Origin of the sequence: Vibrio sp. 10N.222.54.E6 (genome assembly GCF_041473955.1) — a bacterium.
GTDB classification, from domain to species: Bacteria; Pseudomonadota; Gammaproteobacteria; order Enterobacterales; family Vibrionaceae; genus Vibrio; species Vibrio tasmaniensis_A.
The window spans coordinates 1-16877 of sequence record NZ_JBFRTD010000006.1 but is presented as its reverse complement, the minus strand read 5'-3'; the positions used below and the strand labels follow the sequence as shown (position 1 = coordinate 16877).

General features: G+C 43.1%; 18 protein-coding genes. 14 read left to right on the top strand and 4 right to left on the bottom strand.

The annotated features are described in order from the left end of the window. Window positions 1-9: 9 nt before the first annotated feature. Genes AB4513_RS01345 through AB4513_RS01335 form a run of 3 tightly spaced genes read right to left on the bottom strand, consistent with a single transcriptional unit; the run spans window position 10 to window position 2874 of the window. On the bottom strand, window positions 10-840 hold the full coding sequence (locus tag AB4513_RS01345) for a DUF2861 family protein (RefSeq protein WP_032555015.1): 831 nt from the start codon (window positions 838-840) through the stop codon (window positions 10-12). Continuing rightward, entirely contained in the window at window positions 837-1487 is a 651-nt protein-coding gene (locus tag AB4513_RS01340) for a response regulator transcription factor (protein ID WP_032555016.1), read from the bottom strand. Before AB4513_RS01340 ends, AB4513_RS01345 begins: the two co-directional genes overlap by 4 nt. Next, window positions 1465-2874 (bottom strand): DUF3404 domain-containing protein, encoded by a 1410-nt coding sequence (locus AB4513_RS01335; protein WP_032555017.1) that lies wholly within the window; start codon window positions 2872-2874, stop codon window positions 1465-1467. Before AB4513_RS01335 ends, AB4513_RS01340 begins: the two co-directional genes overlap by 23 nt. A 243-nt stretch (window positions 2875-3117) precedes the next feature. On the opposite strand from AB4513_RS01335, the gene AB4513_RS01330 reads away from it, so the two are divergent. The 10 genes from AB4513_RS01330 to AB4513_RS01285 all read left to right on the top strand — a co-directional run bounded on the left by AB4513_RS01330 (window position 3118) and on the right by AB4513_RS01285 (window position 11993). After that, window positions 3118-3651: a YbhB/YbcL family Raf kinase inhibitor-like protein gene (locus AB4513_RS01330; RefSeq protein WP_029225307.1), complete on the top strand. Its 534-nt coding sequence runs from the start codon at window positions 3118-3120 to the stop codon at window positions 3649-3651. 73 nt (window positions 3652-3724) lie between these two features. After that, entirely contained in the window at window positions 3725-4504 is a 780-nt protein-coding gene (locus AB4513_RS01325; RefSeq protein WP_009845017.1) for a helix-turn-helix transcriptional regulator, read from the top strand. Window positions 4505-4628: 124 nt separating this feature from the next. Next, complete coding sequence (locus AB4513_RS01320) at window positions 4629-6008, top strand: D-serine ammonia-lyase (RefSeq protein ID WP_050395107.1); 1380 nt, start codon at window positions 4629-4631, stop codon at window positions 6006-6008. Window positions 6009-6159: 151 nt separating this feature from the next. Further along, window positions 6160-6960 carry a hypothetical protein gene (locus AB4513_RS01315; RefSeq protein ID WP_032555020.1) on the top strand — a complete coding sequence of 267 codons (801 nt, stop codon included), beginning with the start codon at window positions 6160-6162 and terminating at the stop codon, window positions 6958-6960. Between the two features lie 263 nt (window positions 6961-7223). Continuing rightward, complete coding sequence (gene trpS / locus AB4513_RS01310) at window positions 7224-8285, top strand: tryptophan--tRNA ligase (protein WP_050395109.1); 1062 nt, start codon at window positions 7224-7226, stop codon at window positions 8283-8285. Between the two features lie 137 nt (window positions 8286-8422). Next, window positions 8423-8791 carry a hypothetical protein gene (locus AB4513_RS01305; RefSeq protein ID WP_032555021.1) on the top strand — a complete coding sequence of 123 codons (369 nt, stop codon included), beginning with the start codon at window positions 8423-8425 and terminating at the stop codon, window positions 8789-8791. 121 nt (window positions 8792-8912) lie between these two features. Beyond that, the gene (locus AB4513_RS01300) at window positions 8913-9293 is read left to right on the top strand and encodes a VOC family protein (protein WP_032555022.1); all 381 of its coding nucleotides are present in this window, start codon (window positions 8913-8915) and stop codon (window positions 9291-9293) included. Between the two features lie 137 nt (window positions 9294-9430). Then, entirely contained in the window at window positions 9431-9874 is a 444-nt protein-coding gene (locus AB4513_RS01295; RefSeq protein ID WP_032555129.1) for a hypothetical protein, read from the top strand. Window positions 9875-10225: 351 nt separating this feature from the next. Continuing rightward, window positions 10226-11086 (top strand): delta-class carbonic anhydrase, encoded by an 861-nt coding sequence (locus AB4513_RS01290; RefSeq protein WP_102257632.1) that lies wholly within the window; start codon window positions 10226-10228, stop codon window positions 11084-11086. A gap of 280 nt (window positions 11087-11366) precedes the next feature. Then, window positions 11367-11993 carry a LysE family translocator gene (locus tag AB4513_RS01285; RefSeq protein WP_032555025.1) on the top strand — a complete coding sequence of 209 codons (627 nt, stop codon included), beginning with the start codon at window positions 11367-11369 and terminating at the stop codon, window positions 11991-11993. Between the two features lie 102 nt (window positions 11994-12095). Here the strand turns inward: AB4513_RS01285 and AB4513_RS01280 are convergent, their stop codons facing one another. Further along, window positions 12096-13478 (bottom strand): MATE family efflux transporter, encoded by a 1383-nt coding sequence (locus tag AB4513_RS01280; RefSeq protein WP_032555026.1) that lies wholly within the window; start codon window positions 13476-13478, stop codon window positions 12096-12098. Window positions 13479-13874: 396 nt separating this feature from the next. On the opposite strand from AB4513_RS01280, the gene AB4513_RS01275 reads away from it, so the two are divergent. The 4 genes from AB4513_RS01275 (at window position 13875) to AB4513_RS01260 (ending at window position 16733) form a co-directional block, all read left to right on the top strand. Further along, the gene (locus AB4513_RS01275; protein WP_032555029.1) at window positions 13875-14408 is read left to right on the top strand and encodes a DUF6985 domain-containing protein; all 534 of its coding nucleotides are present in this window, start codon (window positions 13875-13877) and stop codon (window positions 14406-14408) included. Between the two features lie 377 nt (window positions 14409-14785). Further along, entirely contained in the window at window positions 14786-15136 is a 351-nt protein-coding gene (locus AB4513_RS01270) for a hypothetical protein (protein WP_012600708.1), read from the top strand. Between the two features lie 591 nt (window positions 15137-15727). Further along, the gene (locus AB4513_RS01265) at window positions 15728-16234 is read left to right on the top strand and encodes a YfbU family protein (protein ID WP_102257633.1); all 507 of its coding nucleotides are present in this window, start codon (window positions 15728-15730) and stop codon (window positions 16232-16234) included. Window position 16235: 1 nt separating this feature from the next. After that, complete coding sequence (locus AB4513_RS01260; RefSeq protein ID WP_102257634.1) at window positions 16236-16733, top strand: hypothetical protein; 498 nt, start codon at window positions 16236-16238, stop codon at window positions 16731-16733. The last annotated feature ends 144 nt before the right edge of the window (window positions 16734-16877 follow it).

The window sequence follows — 16877 nt, the reverse complement described above, 5'->3', positions numbered from 1 at the left end:
GAGCTTAACTTAGAAAGGCATCGCGACACGCTGTACATATTGGATTTCAATCGCACCTTGGTATTCAAACATTTCAACCGATGCACTCAAGTGTTTAGCTTCAGATCCGGTTGGGCTTTCTGTAGGAAGAGATGCTTGCGTTGTTTTGATTGGCACCTTGAAACCTAGCATATCGTAGTTTTCGTCAAACCACTGCCAACTGACATTGGCGTCTGGGCAGCTGTCGATTATCTCAGGCGGTGTTACCACAATGTGAGGGTCGTTGAGTTTGCTTTCGAGTGTTAGCCATCGCTTGTTGTCGTCTAAAGCAACAATAATAGGGTAGTTGTTCGAACCTATCGTTAACTGATAAACACCCGATTCCGGTTTGATGAGCATCTCACTGGTTTCAATCTCTTGATATTCGACATCAGAATTGAGTTGTCCTTCGATAACCACTTTTCCATCAGGCGAGACCAGAGAAATACGTTGTGTTTGATCTTCTAACACTTCGTTGAGTTGCTCCGCAGACACTTTGATCTGATAGCCTTGTGATGAAAGACCGTGGCGCTTGATAAAGCTAACTTGAATGTGGTTGTTGGGTGTAGCACTTTGTTCAAGAGTGCTTCCACATTGAGTCCGACTCAGGATCTCTTGTTTAACGGGTAGCCAAAGTTGGCTATTAAGCTCTGCCTGATCAAGCGCGATTTGCAGTTCTTGCCATGCCACTTGCGGTTGATCATCGAGCAGTGATTGATAGGTGTGTTGCAATGGCGTGTCTGTAAACCAAGCCGCATTACACGCAAAGGGCATTGTAAAGGGTAATGTGCAGAACAGTGTTGTTAATAAGCTTACTTTCATTGTGATTCCCCAACCAAACGATAACCAACCCCACGATGCGTTTCTAGTTTCAGCGTTGGTAGCTTTTGACGTAAACGCAGTATGTGGTTATCAACGGTTCTTGTGCTTGGGAAGGCTTGATAACCCCAGATTTTATTCAATAACTCATCTCGGTGGAACACGCGCCCTTGGTTTTGAACAAACAAAACTAATAGCTGAAACTCTTTAGGTTTCAACGTGATTGGGCTTTCATCCAGATAAGCGATCCGTTCCGACAAGTTGATTTGGATATTTGCGTAATCTAAATGGCTAACACCTAACGGCCGAAGCTGCGTAATGACTCTAGCAAGCAATTCATCATTCGAAAATGGCTTAGTCACGTAATCCTTGGCACCTGCCATTAAACCTTCAACACGTTGTTGAACTTCAACTTTGGCGGTCAACACTATCACAGGTAGCGCTTTGATCAGTAACCAATTAGGCAAGTGTCGCAAGCTGTCGCCGTCTTCAAGTTGTCGATCAAGCACCACGAGATCGGCTCGTAACCACAGCTTACCGGCACTCTGAGCATCTTGCACCCAAAGGCATTGATAACCATTGGACTCAAAGAAGCTGACGAGGCCTTGCCCAAGCAGTTGGTCGTCTTCAATCAGCAGTAGGGTGTTCATAAGCGATTTCCAAAATACATCGAGTTGGATTACGGAGAATGATGAGACGGCCATTCGCTTGTTTCATCAAGTGTTCGACAATAGTCAGGCCAATGCCCATATTATCTTGTTTGTGATTGGCGCACCGTGTTGTTCTTGAAATAAGTCGTTGTATCAAAGAGGGGAAGTGACCCTCATCTTGTACTTCTATTCTCAGTTTATCTGAAAGGGAGATCTTAACTAAAACCTTACCTTGTCCATGCTGCTTAGCATTCTTGATTAAGTTATCAAGACAGATGGTCAGCCAGTAATAAGGCAGGTTAAGTTCAACATCTCTTGCTTCACATTGATAAGCAATATTGTGCTTTTCGCAGACATGGTCGAGCCACTCTTCCAATGATGCGTTTTGCTTCAACAAAGGCTCCGACTGATCCGAACTTAGATACACTTTGCTGTTTTCGGTGAGCTGAGAAAGCCTTTGATAGTCTGAAATTAAACGCCAAACTGCCCCTTGGATCTCATCGGGAAAATCGTCGTAGCGGTTTCTGAACATTTCGACGGTTAGACCTAGGCTAGTAATTGGCGTGCGCAGTTCATGAGTAAGAAGCTGTAAAATGAACTGCCTCTCTTTTCGTTGTTTTGTTCTTAGGTATAAGACTCTACCTAGGCCGGAAATCAACGTTAACAGCAATGTAAAGATCAACGTTTTCATGATCAGATTGTCATTGCTAGGCTCGCTTAAGCACACGTTGCTGTAACGAAAAGTGCAGGTTTCACCCGTCAAAGACACCTCTTGCCGCTCTGCAATAGGTTGCCAAACATTTAAGGGAATGGCTTTCCAGCCTTGTTCGCCACTTAACCAAAGCACATCGTCCTGTTGCCAAGCTCGGTATCCACTGAGCAGTGCTTCTCTGCCTTGTGCACTTAGGTTTTCTAGCTGGTTATATAAAGGGTGCTGCGGGTTGGTAAGACTCAAAAATGGGCGTATCTGCTCGGTCACATCTGGGTAAGCGGCTAAATAACGATCAGCAAAACTGCCACCTGCAGGGTGTCGTTTGGAGTGTGCTGCAAACCAAATGGAATCCAATGCTTGTTGCTGACACAAAGCGAGCTCAAACTCGATGGCATCATCTAATGAAGGGTTATTGCTTTCAATCGCTCGGCAGTGATCTTGTATTGACGCTAACGCTGCGATGTCGTCCCAACTGAATTGGTTGAAATCAGGATAGCGGCTACGTTCATGAAGCAGAACTTTCGGATACTGAGCCAACTCTTGTTGAGAGACTAGGATTGGGGATGATTGCCAGCTCAGTTGATACAGGGTTTGCCACTTGTCTTGCAAACTTTGGGCATTGGCTAGAGTTGGGAGCCAAAAGATCAAGCCAAGGGCTAAGGTAAACCTGCGCATCCAATCATTCTCGTTAAAAGTCGTGGGGAGAGTCTAAAGAGTTTTGGATGCGATTTGTAACCTGAATGTCAACAAGTGTTCTTTTAACAACAAATTGTCGAGTGGGTCATGCTTTTAAATAATAAAGTAAAAATACAGTAAGTATCATTTGTTTGGGTTAAATTAGATAATTGTGTACTTATTGTCATCACTGGGCGTGTGGAGGGAACTATACTGGACTCATACCTAATAAGAGGAACTATCATGAAACTCATCATCAAATCAGTATTAGCAATTAGTATTTTGGCGGCAGGCTCTGCTCAAGCGTTCGAATTAATCAGCAACGATATTCAAGAAGGTCACCCAATGGCGAAGACCTTTGAATACTCAAGTTGGGGTTGTGACGGCGGTAACCTATCACCACAATTGATGTGGAAAGATGCTCCAGCAGGAACCAAAAGCTTTGCAGTCACGGCTTATGATCCAGACGCTCCGACTGAAAGTGGTTTCTGGCACTGGGTCGCGTTTGATATTCCAGCAACAGTGAGCGACCTACCTCGCGGTGTCGATATCTCTAAAGTGGGTGGCAAAGAAGGCCGAATCGATTATGGAACGGTAGGTTTCGGTGGCGCTTGTCCTCCAGAAAAAGATGGTATGCACCGTTATCAATTCACGGTTTGGGCATTACCAACGGACAAACTTAACCTAGACGAAAACACGCCGTCGGCAGTGGTTGGATTCACGTTGAACAGCATGGCTTTAGACAAAGCGAAACTGACGGCAACTTATACACGCTAATAGCTTATGTACGTTAAAAGCTTATACACGTACATAATAAGCAAATAAGCAAATAAGCAAATAAGGGGATGAGATGAATCAATATCAAGTGACGATCTTTCGTGCAGAGCAGTTACAAAAACTGCGTAATGTGAGGATTCTATCCCCTAGTATTATTCAGATCATTACAGGCAGTAAGCGCCTGTTTTGGAAAGACTCAGCGGCAGAACTCTCACATTCTGAGCTGCTGTTGTGTGAGGCATCAGCGTCATTGAGTTTTGAGAACATGCCCCACAAAGGGCGTTTCCTTTCGCGTGTATTCAGTTTTCATTTCCAACCGACGCAAGCAATGCTCGATCTGAGTGAGGATCGAGCAATTGAACTGGATTTACCCACCGTGGAGGCAGATCGAGGTTTGCAAGATTCTCTCAATGCGTTGTTTTCGTTTGATCGTCAGAGCATGAGTGAACAAACCCAACAATTTTGGTTGCAGGGTTTGTATCAGCAATTAGCCGAGAAGGGCGTGTTGCATCGATTGTTTATTAGCTCAAACGTTTCGTTTAGCCAGAAACTTAGCCACTACCTTTCGCATTCACCGGACGAGAAACATCCGTTAGAGTCGGTAGCAGAGCGCTTTGCGATGAGTCGCGCCACGCTTATCCGAAAGCTCAAACTGGAAGGTATGCAATATCGTGAGGTGTTGGCTGAAGTTCGGTTGAGTCACGCACTTTATCTGATGCAAAACGGACAGCAGAATGTGGCGATGTTGGCCCAGTCTTGCGGTTACCAATCGGAAGGACGTTTTAGTCAGCGCTTTAAAGGAAAATTTGGTTTATCGCCTAGTGAGTACATCAAGACAGTGGTCAGCAATTAAGTCGTAAGACGTATCGAGCAAAGTAAGCCTAGTTAATTACAGGTCATTGAATAATTAAATAAATACCGTTTTAATAAGCTCAAAACCAAATGTTTGTAAGAGCGCAGATTGCTGTGTACCAGAGATGATGGCGCTATACCAGAGAAGGTCACCCATGACTGATTTGAACCCAAAAAGTGAATTAAATATAGAGAAGCTCACCAACGATTTCCCGTTGTTAAAACAACTTATAGCGTTAGAAGAAGTGAGTTGGTTTAACCCAAACATCACGACGTTAGAACAGGGTTTACCTTATGTGGGGTTAAGCGAAGAGGACATTCAAGATGCAAGCCTGCGATTACAAAGGTTTGCCTCTTATCTGGCGAAGGCATTCCCTGAAACACAAGTCACCAATGGCATCATCGAATCTGAGCTTATCGATATCCCTGCAATGAAGTTAGCATTAGAAGCTCATTATCAGCAGCCAATAAAAGGGCGTTTGATGATGAAGAAAGACAGCCATTTACCGATTTCAGGTTCAATCAAAGCGCGCGGTGGTATCTATGAAGTACTAACGCATGCCGAGAAGCTTGCCATTGAAGCTGGGTTACTGTGTGAGAGCGATGACTACAGTAAGTTACTCGAACCTGAATTTCGTGACTTCTTTAAACAATACAGTATTGCGGTAGGGTCTACGGGTAACTTAGGCATGTCGATTGGCATAATGAGTGCCAAGTTAGGCTTTACAGTGTCGGTTCACATGTCTGCTGATGCGAGAGCGTGGAAGAAAAACAAACTGCGTGAGCATGGTGTCAATGTGGTCGAATATCAGCAAGATTATGGCGTTGCAGTAGAACAAGGACGCAAAGAAGCCGCACAAGATCCTCGATGTTTTTTCATTGATGATGAAAACTCACAAACCCTGTTCCTTGGCTACTCGGTGGCGGGGCAAAGACTAAAGCAACAGTTTGAACAGCAGCAGATTCTGGTCGATGAAGACCATCCACTGTTCGTTTACTTGCCATGTGGAGTCGGTGGCGGCCCCGGTGGTGTGGCATTTGGCATGAAGATGGCTTTTGGTGACCATGTACACTGTATTTTTGCTGAGCCAACCCATTCGCCTTGTATGTTGCTCGGTGTTCATACCGGTTTGCATGATGAGATTGCGGTGCAAGATCTGGGTATCGATAACCTCACCGCCGCAGACGGTTTGGCGGTGGGTCGGGCTTCAGGTTTCGTGGGTCGCGCGATGGAGCGCTTGCTTGATGGTTATTACACATTAACCGATGAACGCATGTATCAATTGCTAGGCGAACTGAACCAAGCAGAGGGTATTCAACTTGAACCTTCAGCACTCGCAGGCATGCCAGGTGCGGTTCATGTTGAGCGAAATAGCGAATACCTTGCTCGTCTACAAATTGATGAATCGACGCTAGCGAATGCAACGCATCTTGTGTGGGCGACTGGCGGAGGCATGGTGCCAGAGCAAGAAATGGCAGCTTATTTAGCTAAGTCATCGGTGTAAATTGGATAGAAAGACGGATGATTGATGAGTTGAAACGAAGCAATAAGTTACGCAGATCGTTATCTCAAACACATATTTTATAAATTAGGCTTCTTAGATGTTCTAACTATCAGTTAGGTTGAGTGGCATTCAACTTGATAGGGATTGAGCAATGCAGACGGACAAAGTGATACAGACAAGACATATAAACACACCAGAAAAATTACTACAGCGTTTAGATGCGATTGGGGAGTCTTTGGAAGCATCGGGTAAGGCTCATGCTTTACTGGGATTGGGCTCGGTAGGTATTGAAACAGAACGACTTGATCAGTATTCAGATGTCGATTTTTTCGCGATAGTACAAACGGGGCATAAGCAGTATTTCTTAGACAGCTTGCATTGGCTCTCAGACATTCACCCAATCGACTACGCGGTGAGAAATACCGTCGATGGCTATAAAGTCCTGTACGCTGACGGAATCTTTTGCGAATTTGCGGTGTTTGAATCCCACGAGTTAGCGCATATCCCATTTGCTAAAGGGCGCATTGTTTGGCAGCAACCTGAATTTGATACTCAGTGTTGTGTTCCACCAGCAAAAGGCGAGGCACACGCAAACTCTCAAGAATGGATCATCGGTGAAGCACTGACCAATCTTTATGTGGGCATGAGCCGATATAATCGCGGCGAGAAGCTTTCTGGCTCTCGCTTTGTTCAATCTTACGCTCTTGATCGTTTGATCGATCTTGTGGATCAAACTGAGCATTCTGAGCCTGAATTCGTTGATGAATTTATGTCGGATAGAAGGCTAGAAGCACGCTTTCCTAAGTTTGCTCAATTGCTACCAACCTTTACCCAAGGTTACGAGCGCACGGCTGAATCGGCACTTGCCCAACTAGCGTTCCTCAACACCCACTTCACAGTTAACCAAGCCATGTGTGACCGAATCACTGAACTGTGTTCCAGTAAAGATTAAGCCTATAACCTGTTAATCTTAAGACCTATTTTCTTGGTGCGCGTAAATAACAGTTGTCGCTCGTCTGTATTGTTGATAGGTTTTAACCATGAAATTTAATTCTGCTTCAACTTCAACTTCAACTTCAATTTTCTTTTGGTGGTGCTCTCAATAGAGCAGCACGGAATACTTACATTCTTTAGCTGCTGGACGGTAGCTAAGAATGTCATCAAAAATGTCGCCTCTTTTTATCTCCAGTAGCCTTTTTAACTTGGAGATACACCATGAATACCAACTCAAACAGCCATACCGACAGCAATAATATTGGCAGTAAGAACAATACCAACAAGCCTGAAATTATTCTGACTGGCGATAGAGCAACTGGGCCTTTACATTTGGGTCATTACGTCGGTTCACTTAAACAAAGAGTCTCTTTGCAGCATATTCACGACCAAACGATATTGGTCGCTGACATGCAAGGGCTTACCGACAACGCCCATAATCCTTCGAAGGTTTCTTCCAACATTCTCAATGTAGTCGCTGACTATCTTGCGGTGGGTATCGACCCGACCAAGACCACGATTTGTCTGCAATCACAGCTGCCGGTGTTAGCTGAGCTCACCATGTTCTACAGCAATCTTGTTTCTATCGCTCGCTTAGAACGGAATCCAACAGTCAAAAGCGAAATTCAGAACAAAGAGTTTGGACGTTCAATTCCAGCAGGCTTCCTCACTTATCCCATCTCACAGGCGGCAGACATTACTGCTTTTAACGCGACTTTAGTGCCTGTTGGCGATGATCAACTGCCGATGTTAGAACAAACCAATGAGATAGTAAGGAAAGTGAATTCGCTCGCTGGCAAACCAATCTTGAATGAATGCAGGCCGCTTCTCAGTAATGCATCTCGTCTGCCTAGTACTGATGGTAAAAGTAAGATGTCTAAATCGATGGGCAACGCCATTAATTTGGGTGCAACAGAGAAAGAGATCAGAGCTGCAGTCAAATCCATGTATACCGATCCAAATCATCTACGAATTGAAGAGCCAGGCAAGGTAGAAGGCAATATCGTGTTCACTTATCTTGATGCTTTTCACACAGACGCTAACTATGTCAGTCAACTAAAAGAGCATTACCAAAGAGGTGGGCTAGGCGATGGACAAACTAAGAAAGTGTTGGAAGAGTGCCTGCAAGAGATGCTTCGTCCTATTCGTGAAAGAAGAGCTGAGTTACTGGATGATAAAGCGCAGCTCATCGATATTTTGCGAAATGGTAGCGAAGTCTCTAGGGAAAGGACGCAAAAGGTACTGTTCGATGTAAAAGGCGTCTTTGGTCTGAATATTATCTAGCACTGGCTGTATGTAAATAAAGTCAATTAATTTGAATGATGATTACGGTTGATTTATAAAATGGATTTTGTGAATGGAAATGAGGTTGTATGGCAACGCATGATTTCACACTCCAGCTTTCAAGTTATGGTAATTAAATGAAAATTAACGTTTTACTCTCTGTCTTATTTTCGGCTTTGGTTTCAATGTCTGGCTGTTCAGATGTGGTCAGCGATGAGTACTCGACTTATGCGCAAGCCAAACAAGAGCGATTGTTTGACAGGGGATGGTTACCCGACATTCTGCCTAAATCTACCGTGAAGATTGAAGTGAAAAATGATTTGGATGCGAATACTTCAGAAGGAAGCTTCGTTATCAACGAGCCAGCATTGTCTGAATTTATTGGGAAGTTAAAACCGACTGAATCAGCCAATCAATTTCAGTTTGTGGATGGCGAGAATGTTTGGGTGTTCAAGATTGGTGATGATAGTGTAGTTTCCTACACGCTCAGTAAGCGCGAAGGCTAAGTTCAGTAATTCCAACCTACATTTCTGTTATGAGTTATGTGGGTTGTCGAATGACATTGTTCACCTAACTGTGCCTAGTCACCGCCAATAAGCCCTTATCACTCTCAATTACAGGCAAGTAATGACGGAAATCAGTCATTTAGATCATTTGGTATTAACCGTGAAAGATTTACAAGTTACGGTCGATTTTTACCAACGGGTACTTGGAATGAAGCCTATCGAATTTGGCGAGGGCAGGTTGGCGTTGTCATTTGGGACGCAGAAGATCAATTTACACCTCAGCGGTAGCGAGTTCGAGCCGAAGGCAAGGCGTGTGCAGGTCGGTAGTGCAGACCTCTGCTTTGTTACCAATACACCAATGGCTCAAGTTGTCGAACATATCAAATCGCAAGGAGTCGCGATAGAAGAAGGGCCCGTACCACGAACAGGTGCAATAGGGAAAATTGTCTCTGTTTATATTCGTGATCCTGATGGCAACCTGATTGAGCTCTCGAATTATTAGTCTTAGGCACTAAACCTGTACGCTTTTGTTTACTCTTCAAGAACGCGACTTTTTGTGTTTACTCCGCTTATCACTGGATGTCGTCAGCCAAACAAAATACAATCGAACAATGCTTTATTGAGGTTATGTTTATCATTATGGTGAGACACTTACTCACATTCATCGTTAGCCTGTTTTTTTTAACCGCTTGCTCCACAACGAGTAATGAGCAAATCGAAGAGAAGACACTGACCAACGAAAACACTTTGTCGAACACTGTCGAAGAAGATACGGATCTAAATGTCATTGCTGAGTCTACTGATGAGATAAATGCGGATTTAGTTAAAGACTCAAATATAAGCGGCAAGACGCAAGCTGAATCAGTTGGAGCTCCTCAAGCTAATGCTACGCAAGAAAGCACATCTCAAGTAACCGTTAAACAAGCGACCGAAGATCAAGTCGAGACCGATAATGAAAAAGGGCTTGGAAGTTACCTATTACTTAACAATGAGCCGACTAAGAAAGTGATTAAATCTCTAGAAGGCGTGACAGACGCATTGAACGTCATGACGTTTGGGATATTTGCCACTGGTAATGGTTAAACCGTTAACCAAGAACACTAACCTAATAGATAGAATGAGACGTGAAGGCGAGCCAAGTGGTTCGTCTTTTTGATCTTACAAACCTTGTCGTCGTTGCATTTTATATGCATTGATCGCTTATCAAGCCGCTCAGTCAGGGGACAGTCAACAAAGTAGGAAATTACTCGTTCTGGAAGGGAGTCGCCGTATTTACTGTGTTTGACTTGTTCTATACATCTAGGGTTCTAATACTCATCCCAAAGTAAGCAATGAAATCTAATCTTACAAAGACAACCCTTATATTCACTTGTGAGCATAGTAAGATGTTTGCTGTTAGGTTCGGTTTAGGTATCAATATTCTAGGGAAGAAATATGAACAACAAGAGTGTGTTTTTAAGCGTCGCGATGGTGATGTTATCTGCTCAAGCAAATGCATCTGATGTGAACCATGAGTCTGTCTCAGATGGTGTTATCGCAGAACAAAGAGCTAAGCTTTCTGAAAACACCCAAGGGCAAGGTTTTGGCCCGCAAGCCCCACGAGATTTGGGTTCATTAGAAGGAACAAATACCAGACTGTTTTCGGATGCCCCTGATTCAACAGCAATGAACTTATGTAATATTCACTTCCATAAGAACGCTGAGCATAAAGGCGGTGAGTTTACTCAATACGCTGGCAACGGTGATGGTAAGGGATTCCAGAGTGGATTTAAATACACAGGCAAGTTGAGTTCAGCTGAGCTGAAACCATTTGAGGGCAAGGTTTGTCCGAGCGCTCATGGCTCTTTGCATTCAGGTGACACCATCGAAGTGCATTATGTGTACTCGACAGCACAAGTTGAACCGGGTGAAACACTGGGCGCTTGTTTTAACGATGCAATTACCAACCCGCAACTGCGTGTAGAAACCCAAGTTTACGTATTAGTGAATGACGACAAAGCACTCGATTTCGAAGCATTGGCGAAACACTCTAAAGTGGATGGTTTGCACCAAGCAACCAACATTCCACAAGATACTGGCTCAGCGATTCAATACGCAGGTTCTACAACAGGCCCTGGTTATAATGAACAAGGTTCGCCCTTCCAAGTAACATGGAGCGTTCGTCCACAAGTCGCGAAAGTAAATATCGCGACAGTAGGTAGCTGGTGTGAAGGCAATGACTTTAACGAAGATCACGCCCACGGTGTGAGAAATATAGTCGTAAACCCTGAGTTGTTGTCACCAATATTGAATTAATCTTGTTACGTTGATTTTCGATCATTGTTTCGAAGGCGGGCCTCTAGGTTCGCCTTTTTTGTGTCTTAACGAAAAACAATTTGGTGATTGGTTTAAGTTGAAGTTTATGTCTGGGGTTAAGGCTAGGCTAGGCTTAGGCGTAGTGGGGAAATTACGTGTGACACTTATTCAAAACATGAGTTGTGTGAATCGTTTTTAGTTAAAAACGTTCTTTACCCGAATCGGAGCTCCGTGATACGTTCAAAACTTATAATGTTGAATGATATTTGAGGGACGGCAGATGTCACTAGAAGGCGCAGTTACATTCTTTATTGCCATGTTTATATTTGGTATTACTCCGGGACCTGGCGTATTTGCGATTTTGGCTCGTGGTATGGTTCATGGATGGCGCAAGTGCATCACGCTTTCGTTAGGTATGATTTGCAGTGACCTTATTTATCTTACGCTCGCCTGCTTCGGCCTAGCGACCATTGCCGAGAATTGGTCGATTGCGTTTGAGGTGATTCGCTACGTTGGTGCAGCTTATTTGATTTACTTAGGCTATAAGATGTTTAAGAGCTTACCTGAAGTGCAAGGCTCAGCTGAACTCGCTGCCAAACAGAGCCAGAAATCCGAACTCGCGAGTTTCGCGCAAGGCTTTTTGATTTCAGCTTCAAACCCTAAAGTGATTCTGTTTTATATTTCGTTCTTGCCGACTTTCATTGATCTGACAGTTCTGCGCTCACAAGATATTGTCTTGGTTTCTGGTTTAGCATCTGTTGCTCTAATGTCCGGTTTAATGCTTATCGCTGTAGGCGCGGGTAGAATGGCAGGTTTGCTAAAAACGCCACGCGCGCATAGAAGATTAAATCAAAGTGCTGGTGGAATAATGATTGCTGCTGGCTCATATTTGGCGATAAACAGATAAATACAGCTCAATTTAAATAGAAAAAGCGCGTTGCTGCCTAGTGGCAGTAACGCGCTTTTTTGTATTTACTTTCCGGTGCGGTATTCGCTTACTAAAGCAGTATTAGCGAATTGCTGCGTTAATTGAAGGCAGTAAATCGCGCTTCTTAATCACGAATCGCAAGCGAACTAACATCAGCGTAGCAGAGATACTTAAACCCGTAAGAATACCAATCCAAAATCCTTCTTCACCCATTGCTGGAACAATGTGGTCTGTTAGCCCGAGCACCATGCCCAGTGGTAATGCTAAGCCCCAGTATGAAGCGATGGCTAACATCATCGGGATCTTAGTATCTTTATAGCCACGTAATGCGCCGTTAGCAGAGGTTTGCAGAGCATCACTGAATTGATACATAGCAGTAAAGGTCAACAATACCGCTGCCGTTGCGCTTATCGCAGGATCGGTAGTGTAAAGCCTGATGATCCACTCTGGGAACAACAGGAACATCGCAACCGAAAGCAAGGAAATTAACGCTGCAACTAAGATACCGACTTTACTGCGCTCAATTGCGCCTAGTTCGTCTTTCTCACCCAAAGCGTGACCAACACGAATCGTAATACCAAACGAAATACTCATCGGAATCACGTAAGTCAGGCTCGAAATGTTAAGTGCAATTTGCGCGGCTGCCACGTTCTCTGCACCAATACGACCAATCATCAACGCGATAACCGCAAAGATACTGCCGCACACCGCGATGTTCATGCCGATAGGTAAACCTAATCTTAGAAGGTGAAGCATCTCTTTTGCTTTTGGCTTTGCATCTGAAAAGTTGATGATGGTTTTGTAGTGGTGATGACCTTTAATGTAGGAATACAGCATTCCCGACATTAGCCAATACACTAAGCTAGTCGCCCAGCCACAGCCCACAGCCCCCATTTCAGGGAAGCCAAACTTGCCGTAGATAAGCACGTAGTTGACCGGAATATTCACCAACAAACCAACCACCGAAATGATCATCGGTACTTTGGTGTTGTTCATACCCTCACAAAAGCCATTCAAGGTGTAAAACAGGGCAATACCCGGCACACCGAAGGCTAGGGCAAACGCATAGTCGCTACCAATTGGAATGATCTCAGAGGCAACCCCAATCCACTCTAAGATCGGTTTCGCACTCACTAAGTAAGCGATGAGCAAGACGCTAGCAATTAATGCCAACCAAACCATTTGGAAGAACTCAACAGAGATACTTTGAAAGTCACGTGCGCCGCGGTGGTAAGCGACTACAGGCGTTAGCGCCATAATCACGCCACGAAGTAGCAGCAACACAGGAATCCAAAGGCTAGTACCCAGTGCAATAGCGGCGAGATCGGCAGGGCTTACTTGGCCAGCCATTGTCGTATCGACAAATCCCATCGCTTGGGTCGCTATTTGAGTCAAAATAATAGGAACCGAAAGATGCATAAGCGCACCCGATTCACGAGTAAAAGGACGAAGTTTCGTTAGCATGGAAGTTCACAACATCAATATAAATACACGAATGATGGCAGGATGGCCGGTGTGCATTTTAGGATGTGCCCCGTTGGGCGGGCGACAATATAAACACCTTACCGTATAGGGTCAAGCATTGGATTTATAGGGGCTAATTTGCTCTGGAAGAACGCTAGATTTGCATGGTGTTAGATACTGTTTCTATGTACATAACCTGATGATTTTAATGTGAATCATGCTAGATAGAAAGTTTCTATATTTGCTTGTTGAATTTCAATGTACACATCATAAGTCACTGTTATGGATGAACTAAATTTAGTACAATTGATGGCATAAGAAACTAGATAGAAAAATTCTATATTAAATACAGAATTTTTCTGTCTAAGAACTGTTATATTCACAAAGGAGGGTACAGTGTTTGACGTAAAGGAATGTAAATTCCCAGAAACTACCACTGATGAGTTTTTTAAATACACATCGAAAAAAGTCACTGGCTTTGCTGGTTTACAAATACGAAACGGTGCATATGGAAGTATCTCAAGTCCTGAAAAATCAGATGGTACAATCCACTTTTGTTGCGATAAAGACTTATCAACAGAAGAGTTTTTTGATGTAGTGAGTTGGATTGAAAAAAATGCGCTAGGTGTACTGAATAAATCGCTTGAGTCTTTTGTTGAACAATATTGGTATATGCGTGATTTAGTAATCGATAGCCTGATTGATGAAAAACCTGATGATATCGTTCCTCAAATTTCAACGCATAAAGATCTTTCAAAACTTTGTGGGATTGTAGCGGTTCATATCAAAGGTGATAGTACTATGGATATTCCTCGTTTCGGAATTGAATTCGGTTGTAATTGGGAGGAAGAGCATGGCGCAGGAGCTAATTTTAAAGGTTTAGATTTAGTAGAGACTGGAAGTTCCTCGGTGGGCTTTGATTTCGAGTGATAATTCGTTGCAAAGTGAATATAACAAATGCATCAACACGATTTGCCACATTCGGCATTCTAGGTTTCTTTGAGTTTACCGTGTTCAGTGGTAAATTGAGCTTAATCTGCATGGTAGCAAACGTGTTATGCTGGCGTTAGCTGACGATGTGATGGCACTAAGCCACAACCACAGAGCATTGGTGAATAAGGATATGAGGCCGCGAGCTAAGCACAATTCAAAACGCAGAGCTATAGAGTGGATTTGTTTTACTGCATCTTACTGTCACGACTAAATTTATTTGTTGTTATTTTCCTTGGTAGGTGGGTGAGAATTAGCGCCACTTTCAACAATTGAGCAGTGTTCAAGTGCCTGCTTTCTTCCAAGGACACTAAATAGTGAACAAACTAATTTTATCGACGGCCATTCTTTCAAGCTTAGCTCTATCTGGTTGTGAATCGCTCGATGGTCAAACAGTGTTAATTGACTACGGTATGAGTAAACGTGATGTGATTGAAATTATGGGTATGCCACAAGATCGTCAAATGAAAGGGTTTAACGAAGCATTCCAATACTGTCAAAGTGGAACATCTTTTGGAGCAAACTCTCACCAAGTTGTGTACTTTTACAAAGGTAATGTGGTTGGCTTGAATTCATACAAGACTTCTGTCAGTGGTTGTACTGGTGGAATGCGTACAATCAACTGGGAGTCATTACCTGACTTCACGATAGAGCATCGAGTACGCTAATAATTTAGCGCCTATCTATATGGTACATCGAATAATCTAATCGATGCTTAACTATGCAAGATTACTTGATCTAAAAAATGACTACGCAGGCTGATAAAAGGCAGTTTTATGCGCCATAAATTGGAAGTTTAACTGTTTTTATACACAGCTTTGTTTATTTAAGATTCTGTTTTTATTGACTTTTTCGTTTTTGTGTTAAATTCTACGTCTAACTTTGCCAATCCTGAACATTGTGACTACATGCCTCTGGAAGTATTTCATAGCATCACTGGTGAGGAGTTGTCTTGGATAAAAAGTTGCTATGACTCTGAGATATTTGGGGAAGCCATACAGACTTCATCGAACTATCCATCCTCTTAAATTTCGTGTCAGAAGGCGAGCGTAGTAAAGTACTGGATAAATGAAATAATCTTTTAAAACAGTTTGAAAAATTCAGCTAACAATAAATTTAAGAGTGATTCACAACGCTTGACGCCCTCACCTCAAGTCAGTTTAGTGTTTATGGCACAATGGTTTAAGTAAGGTGGTTAGCGTTGTTCACACCTTAATTTGGCGTTAGCAGTTTTCGTAGTATTTAACATTGGAGTTGAAATGAAATTAGATAAAAAAGAGCGTTTAGCTTTGGTCAATCAGTTCTTGATATTAGAAAAACTGTATCCAGAAGAAGCGGATTACTATGCTCAGCACCGTCAGGCAATATCTGAGGGTTATGAACTGCACTATGACTGGATTTATGAAAATCTATGGGAAGGTCTATCGAAGGAAGAGTGTCGCAGGGTTCTTGATATTTTAGACATGTATCGAACAATCCATTTTTCAGCCAAAAAGTGCGCAGACACTACAGTAAAAGAACATTACTGGCTTAAATTTCCGGGGTTTGATGGAAATGAAGAGAGCTCGTATATGGCTTATTGTCGATATTTTATCGTCGACTTAGAGCGCTACGATGAACTGAGGTATGGTCAAGAGATTCCAGACCTCAATTCGCATATGCCCACACTGGACAAATACGATGCAATGTTATCGGTATGGGAAGGGTTTGGTAAGCCTCACACACTTGGAGCGGACAAAATACTATTAATTCTAGAGGCTAGGTAGTATGCCAAATTACATAAACTATGTGGCTACATTCCTTTCTATTGTTGGTGGTGTTATAGCTATTTGGCAAGCATACAAAGCAACTACTGAAGCGAGCAAAGCAAAAACTTACCGTGACGAAATCATAAACGTTCGAAAGGCTGTCGATTTTTCGGGAATCGAAGCTGTGCTGAGTCGTACAATCAACTTGATTTCTAAATATGGTCCTTCCGCTTCAATGTCTAGCTTATCCGGAGTCTCTCCTGACAAAGATGCTGAAGAAGTTCAACATTTCATCACTACTTTGAGGAAGAATAAAATCCTTTTTGATGGTTATTACTCGGAAATAGACAAGTTTTGTAATGAATTATCCGATTTATTGGAAAAGTTAGTAGCTTGCAATCCATCTGATTCAAAATCTATGAAAAGTCACGGTACGGTTATTTATCACCGATTAACAGACTTCTCGTCAATCCTTAAAGGTAACTTAGACTTACTGAAAGAAAAACAGGTGGTGTAAGTATAAACTGCTAACAAACAATTTAAGAGTGATTCCCCACGCTTGGCATTTTGGGTTTGGGTTTAGTTCAGTGTTTACGGCGTCCAAATTGAGTTTTGTGGTGGCGTTGCTCACCACTTAACGCGGCTACATGGATTCCCCCGG

Coding starts and splice junctions, on each gene's coding strand:
- AB4513_RS01280 (WP_032555026.1), bottom strand. CDS start 13,478: ATGCTAACGAAACTTCGTCCTTTTACTCGTGAATCGGGTGCGCTTATG.
- AB4513_RS01335 (WP_032555017.1), bottom strand. CDS start 2,874: ATGCGCAGGTTTACCTTAGCCCTTGGCTTGATCTTTTGGCTCCCAACT.
- AB4513_RS01300 (WP_032555022.1), top strand. CDS start 8,913: ATGACGGAAATCAGTCATTTAGATCATTTGGTATTAACCGTGAAAGAT.
- AB4513_RS01260 (WP_102257634.1), top strand. CDS start 16,236: ATGCCAAATTACATAAACTATGTGGCTACATTCCTTTCTATTGTTGGT.
- AB4513_RS01340 (WP_032555016.1), bottom strand. CDS start 1,487: ATGAACACCCTACTGCTGATTGAAGACGACCAACTGCTTGGGCAAGGC.
- AB4513_RS01330 (WP_029225307.1), top strand. CDS start 3,118: ATGAAACTCATCATCAAATCAGTATTAGCAATTAGTATTTTGGCGGCA.
- AB4513_RS01325 (WP_009845017.1), top strand. CDS start 3,725: ATGAATCAATATCAAGTGACGATCTTTCGTGCAGAGCAGTTACAAAAA.
- AB4513_RS01295 (WP_032555129.1), top strand. CDS start 9,431: ATGGTGAGACACTTACTCACATTCATCGTTAGCCTGTTTTTTTTAACC.
- AB4513_RS01305 (WP_032555021.1), top strand. CDS start 8,423: ATGAAAATTAACGTTTTACTCTCTGTCTTATTTTCGGCTTTGGTTTCA.
- AB4513_RS01315 (WP_032555020.1), top strand. CDS start 6,160: ATGCAGACGGACAAAGTGATACAGACAAGACATATAAACACACCAGAA.
- AB4513_RS01345 (WP_032555015.1), bottom strand. CDS start 840: ATGAAAGTAAGCTTATTAACAACACTGTTCTGCACATTACCCTTTACA.
- AB4513_RS01285 (WP_032555025.1), top strand. CDS start 11,367: ATGTCACTAGAAGGCGCAGTTACATTCTTTATTGCCATGTTTATATTT.
- AB4513_RS01265 (WP_102257633.1), top strand. CDS start 15,728: ATGAAATTAGATAAAAAAGAGCGTTTAGCTTTGGTCAATCAGTTCTTG.
- trpS (WP_050395109.1), top strand. CDS start 7,224: ATGAATACCAACTCAAACAGCCATACCGACAGCAATAATATTGGCAGT.
- AB4513_RS01320 (WP_050395107.1), top strand. CDS start 4,629: ATGATGGCGCTATACCAGAGAAGGTCACCCATGACTGATTTGAACCCA.
- AB4513_RS01290 (WP_102257632.1), top strand. CDS start 10,226: ATGAACAACAAGAGTGTGTTTTTAAGCGTCGCGATGGTGATGTTATCT.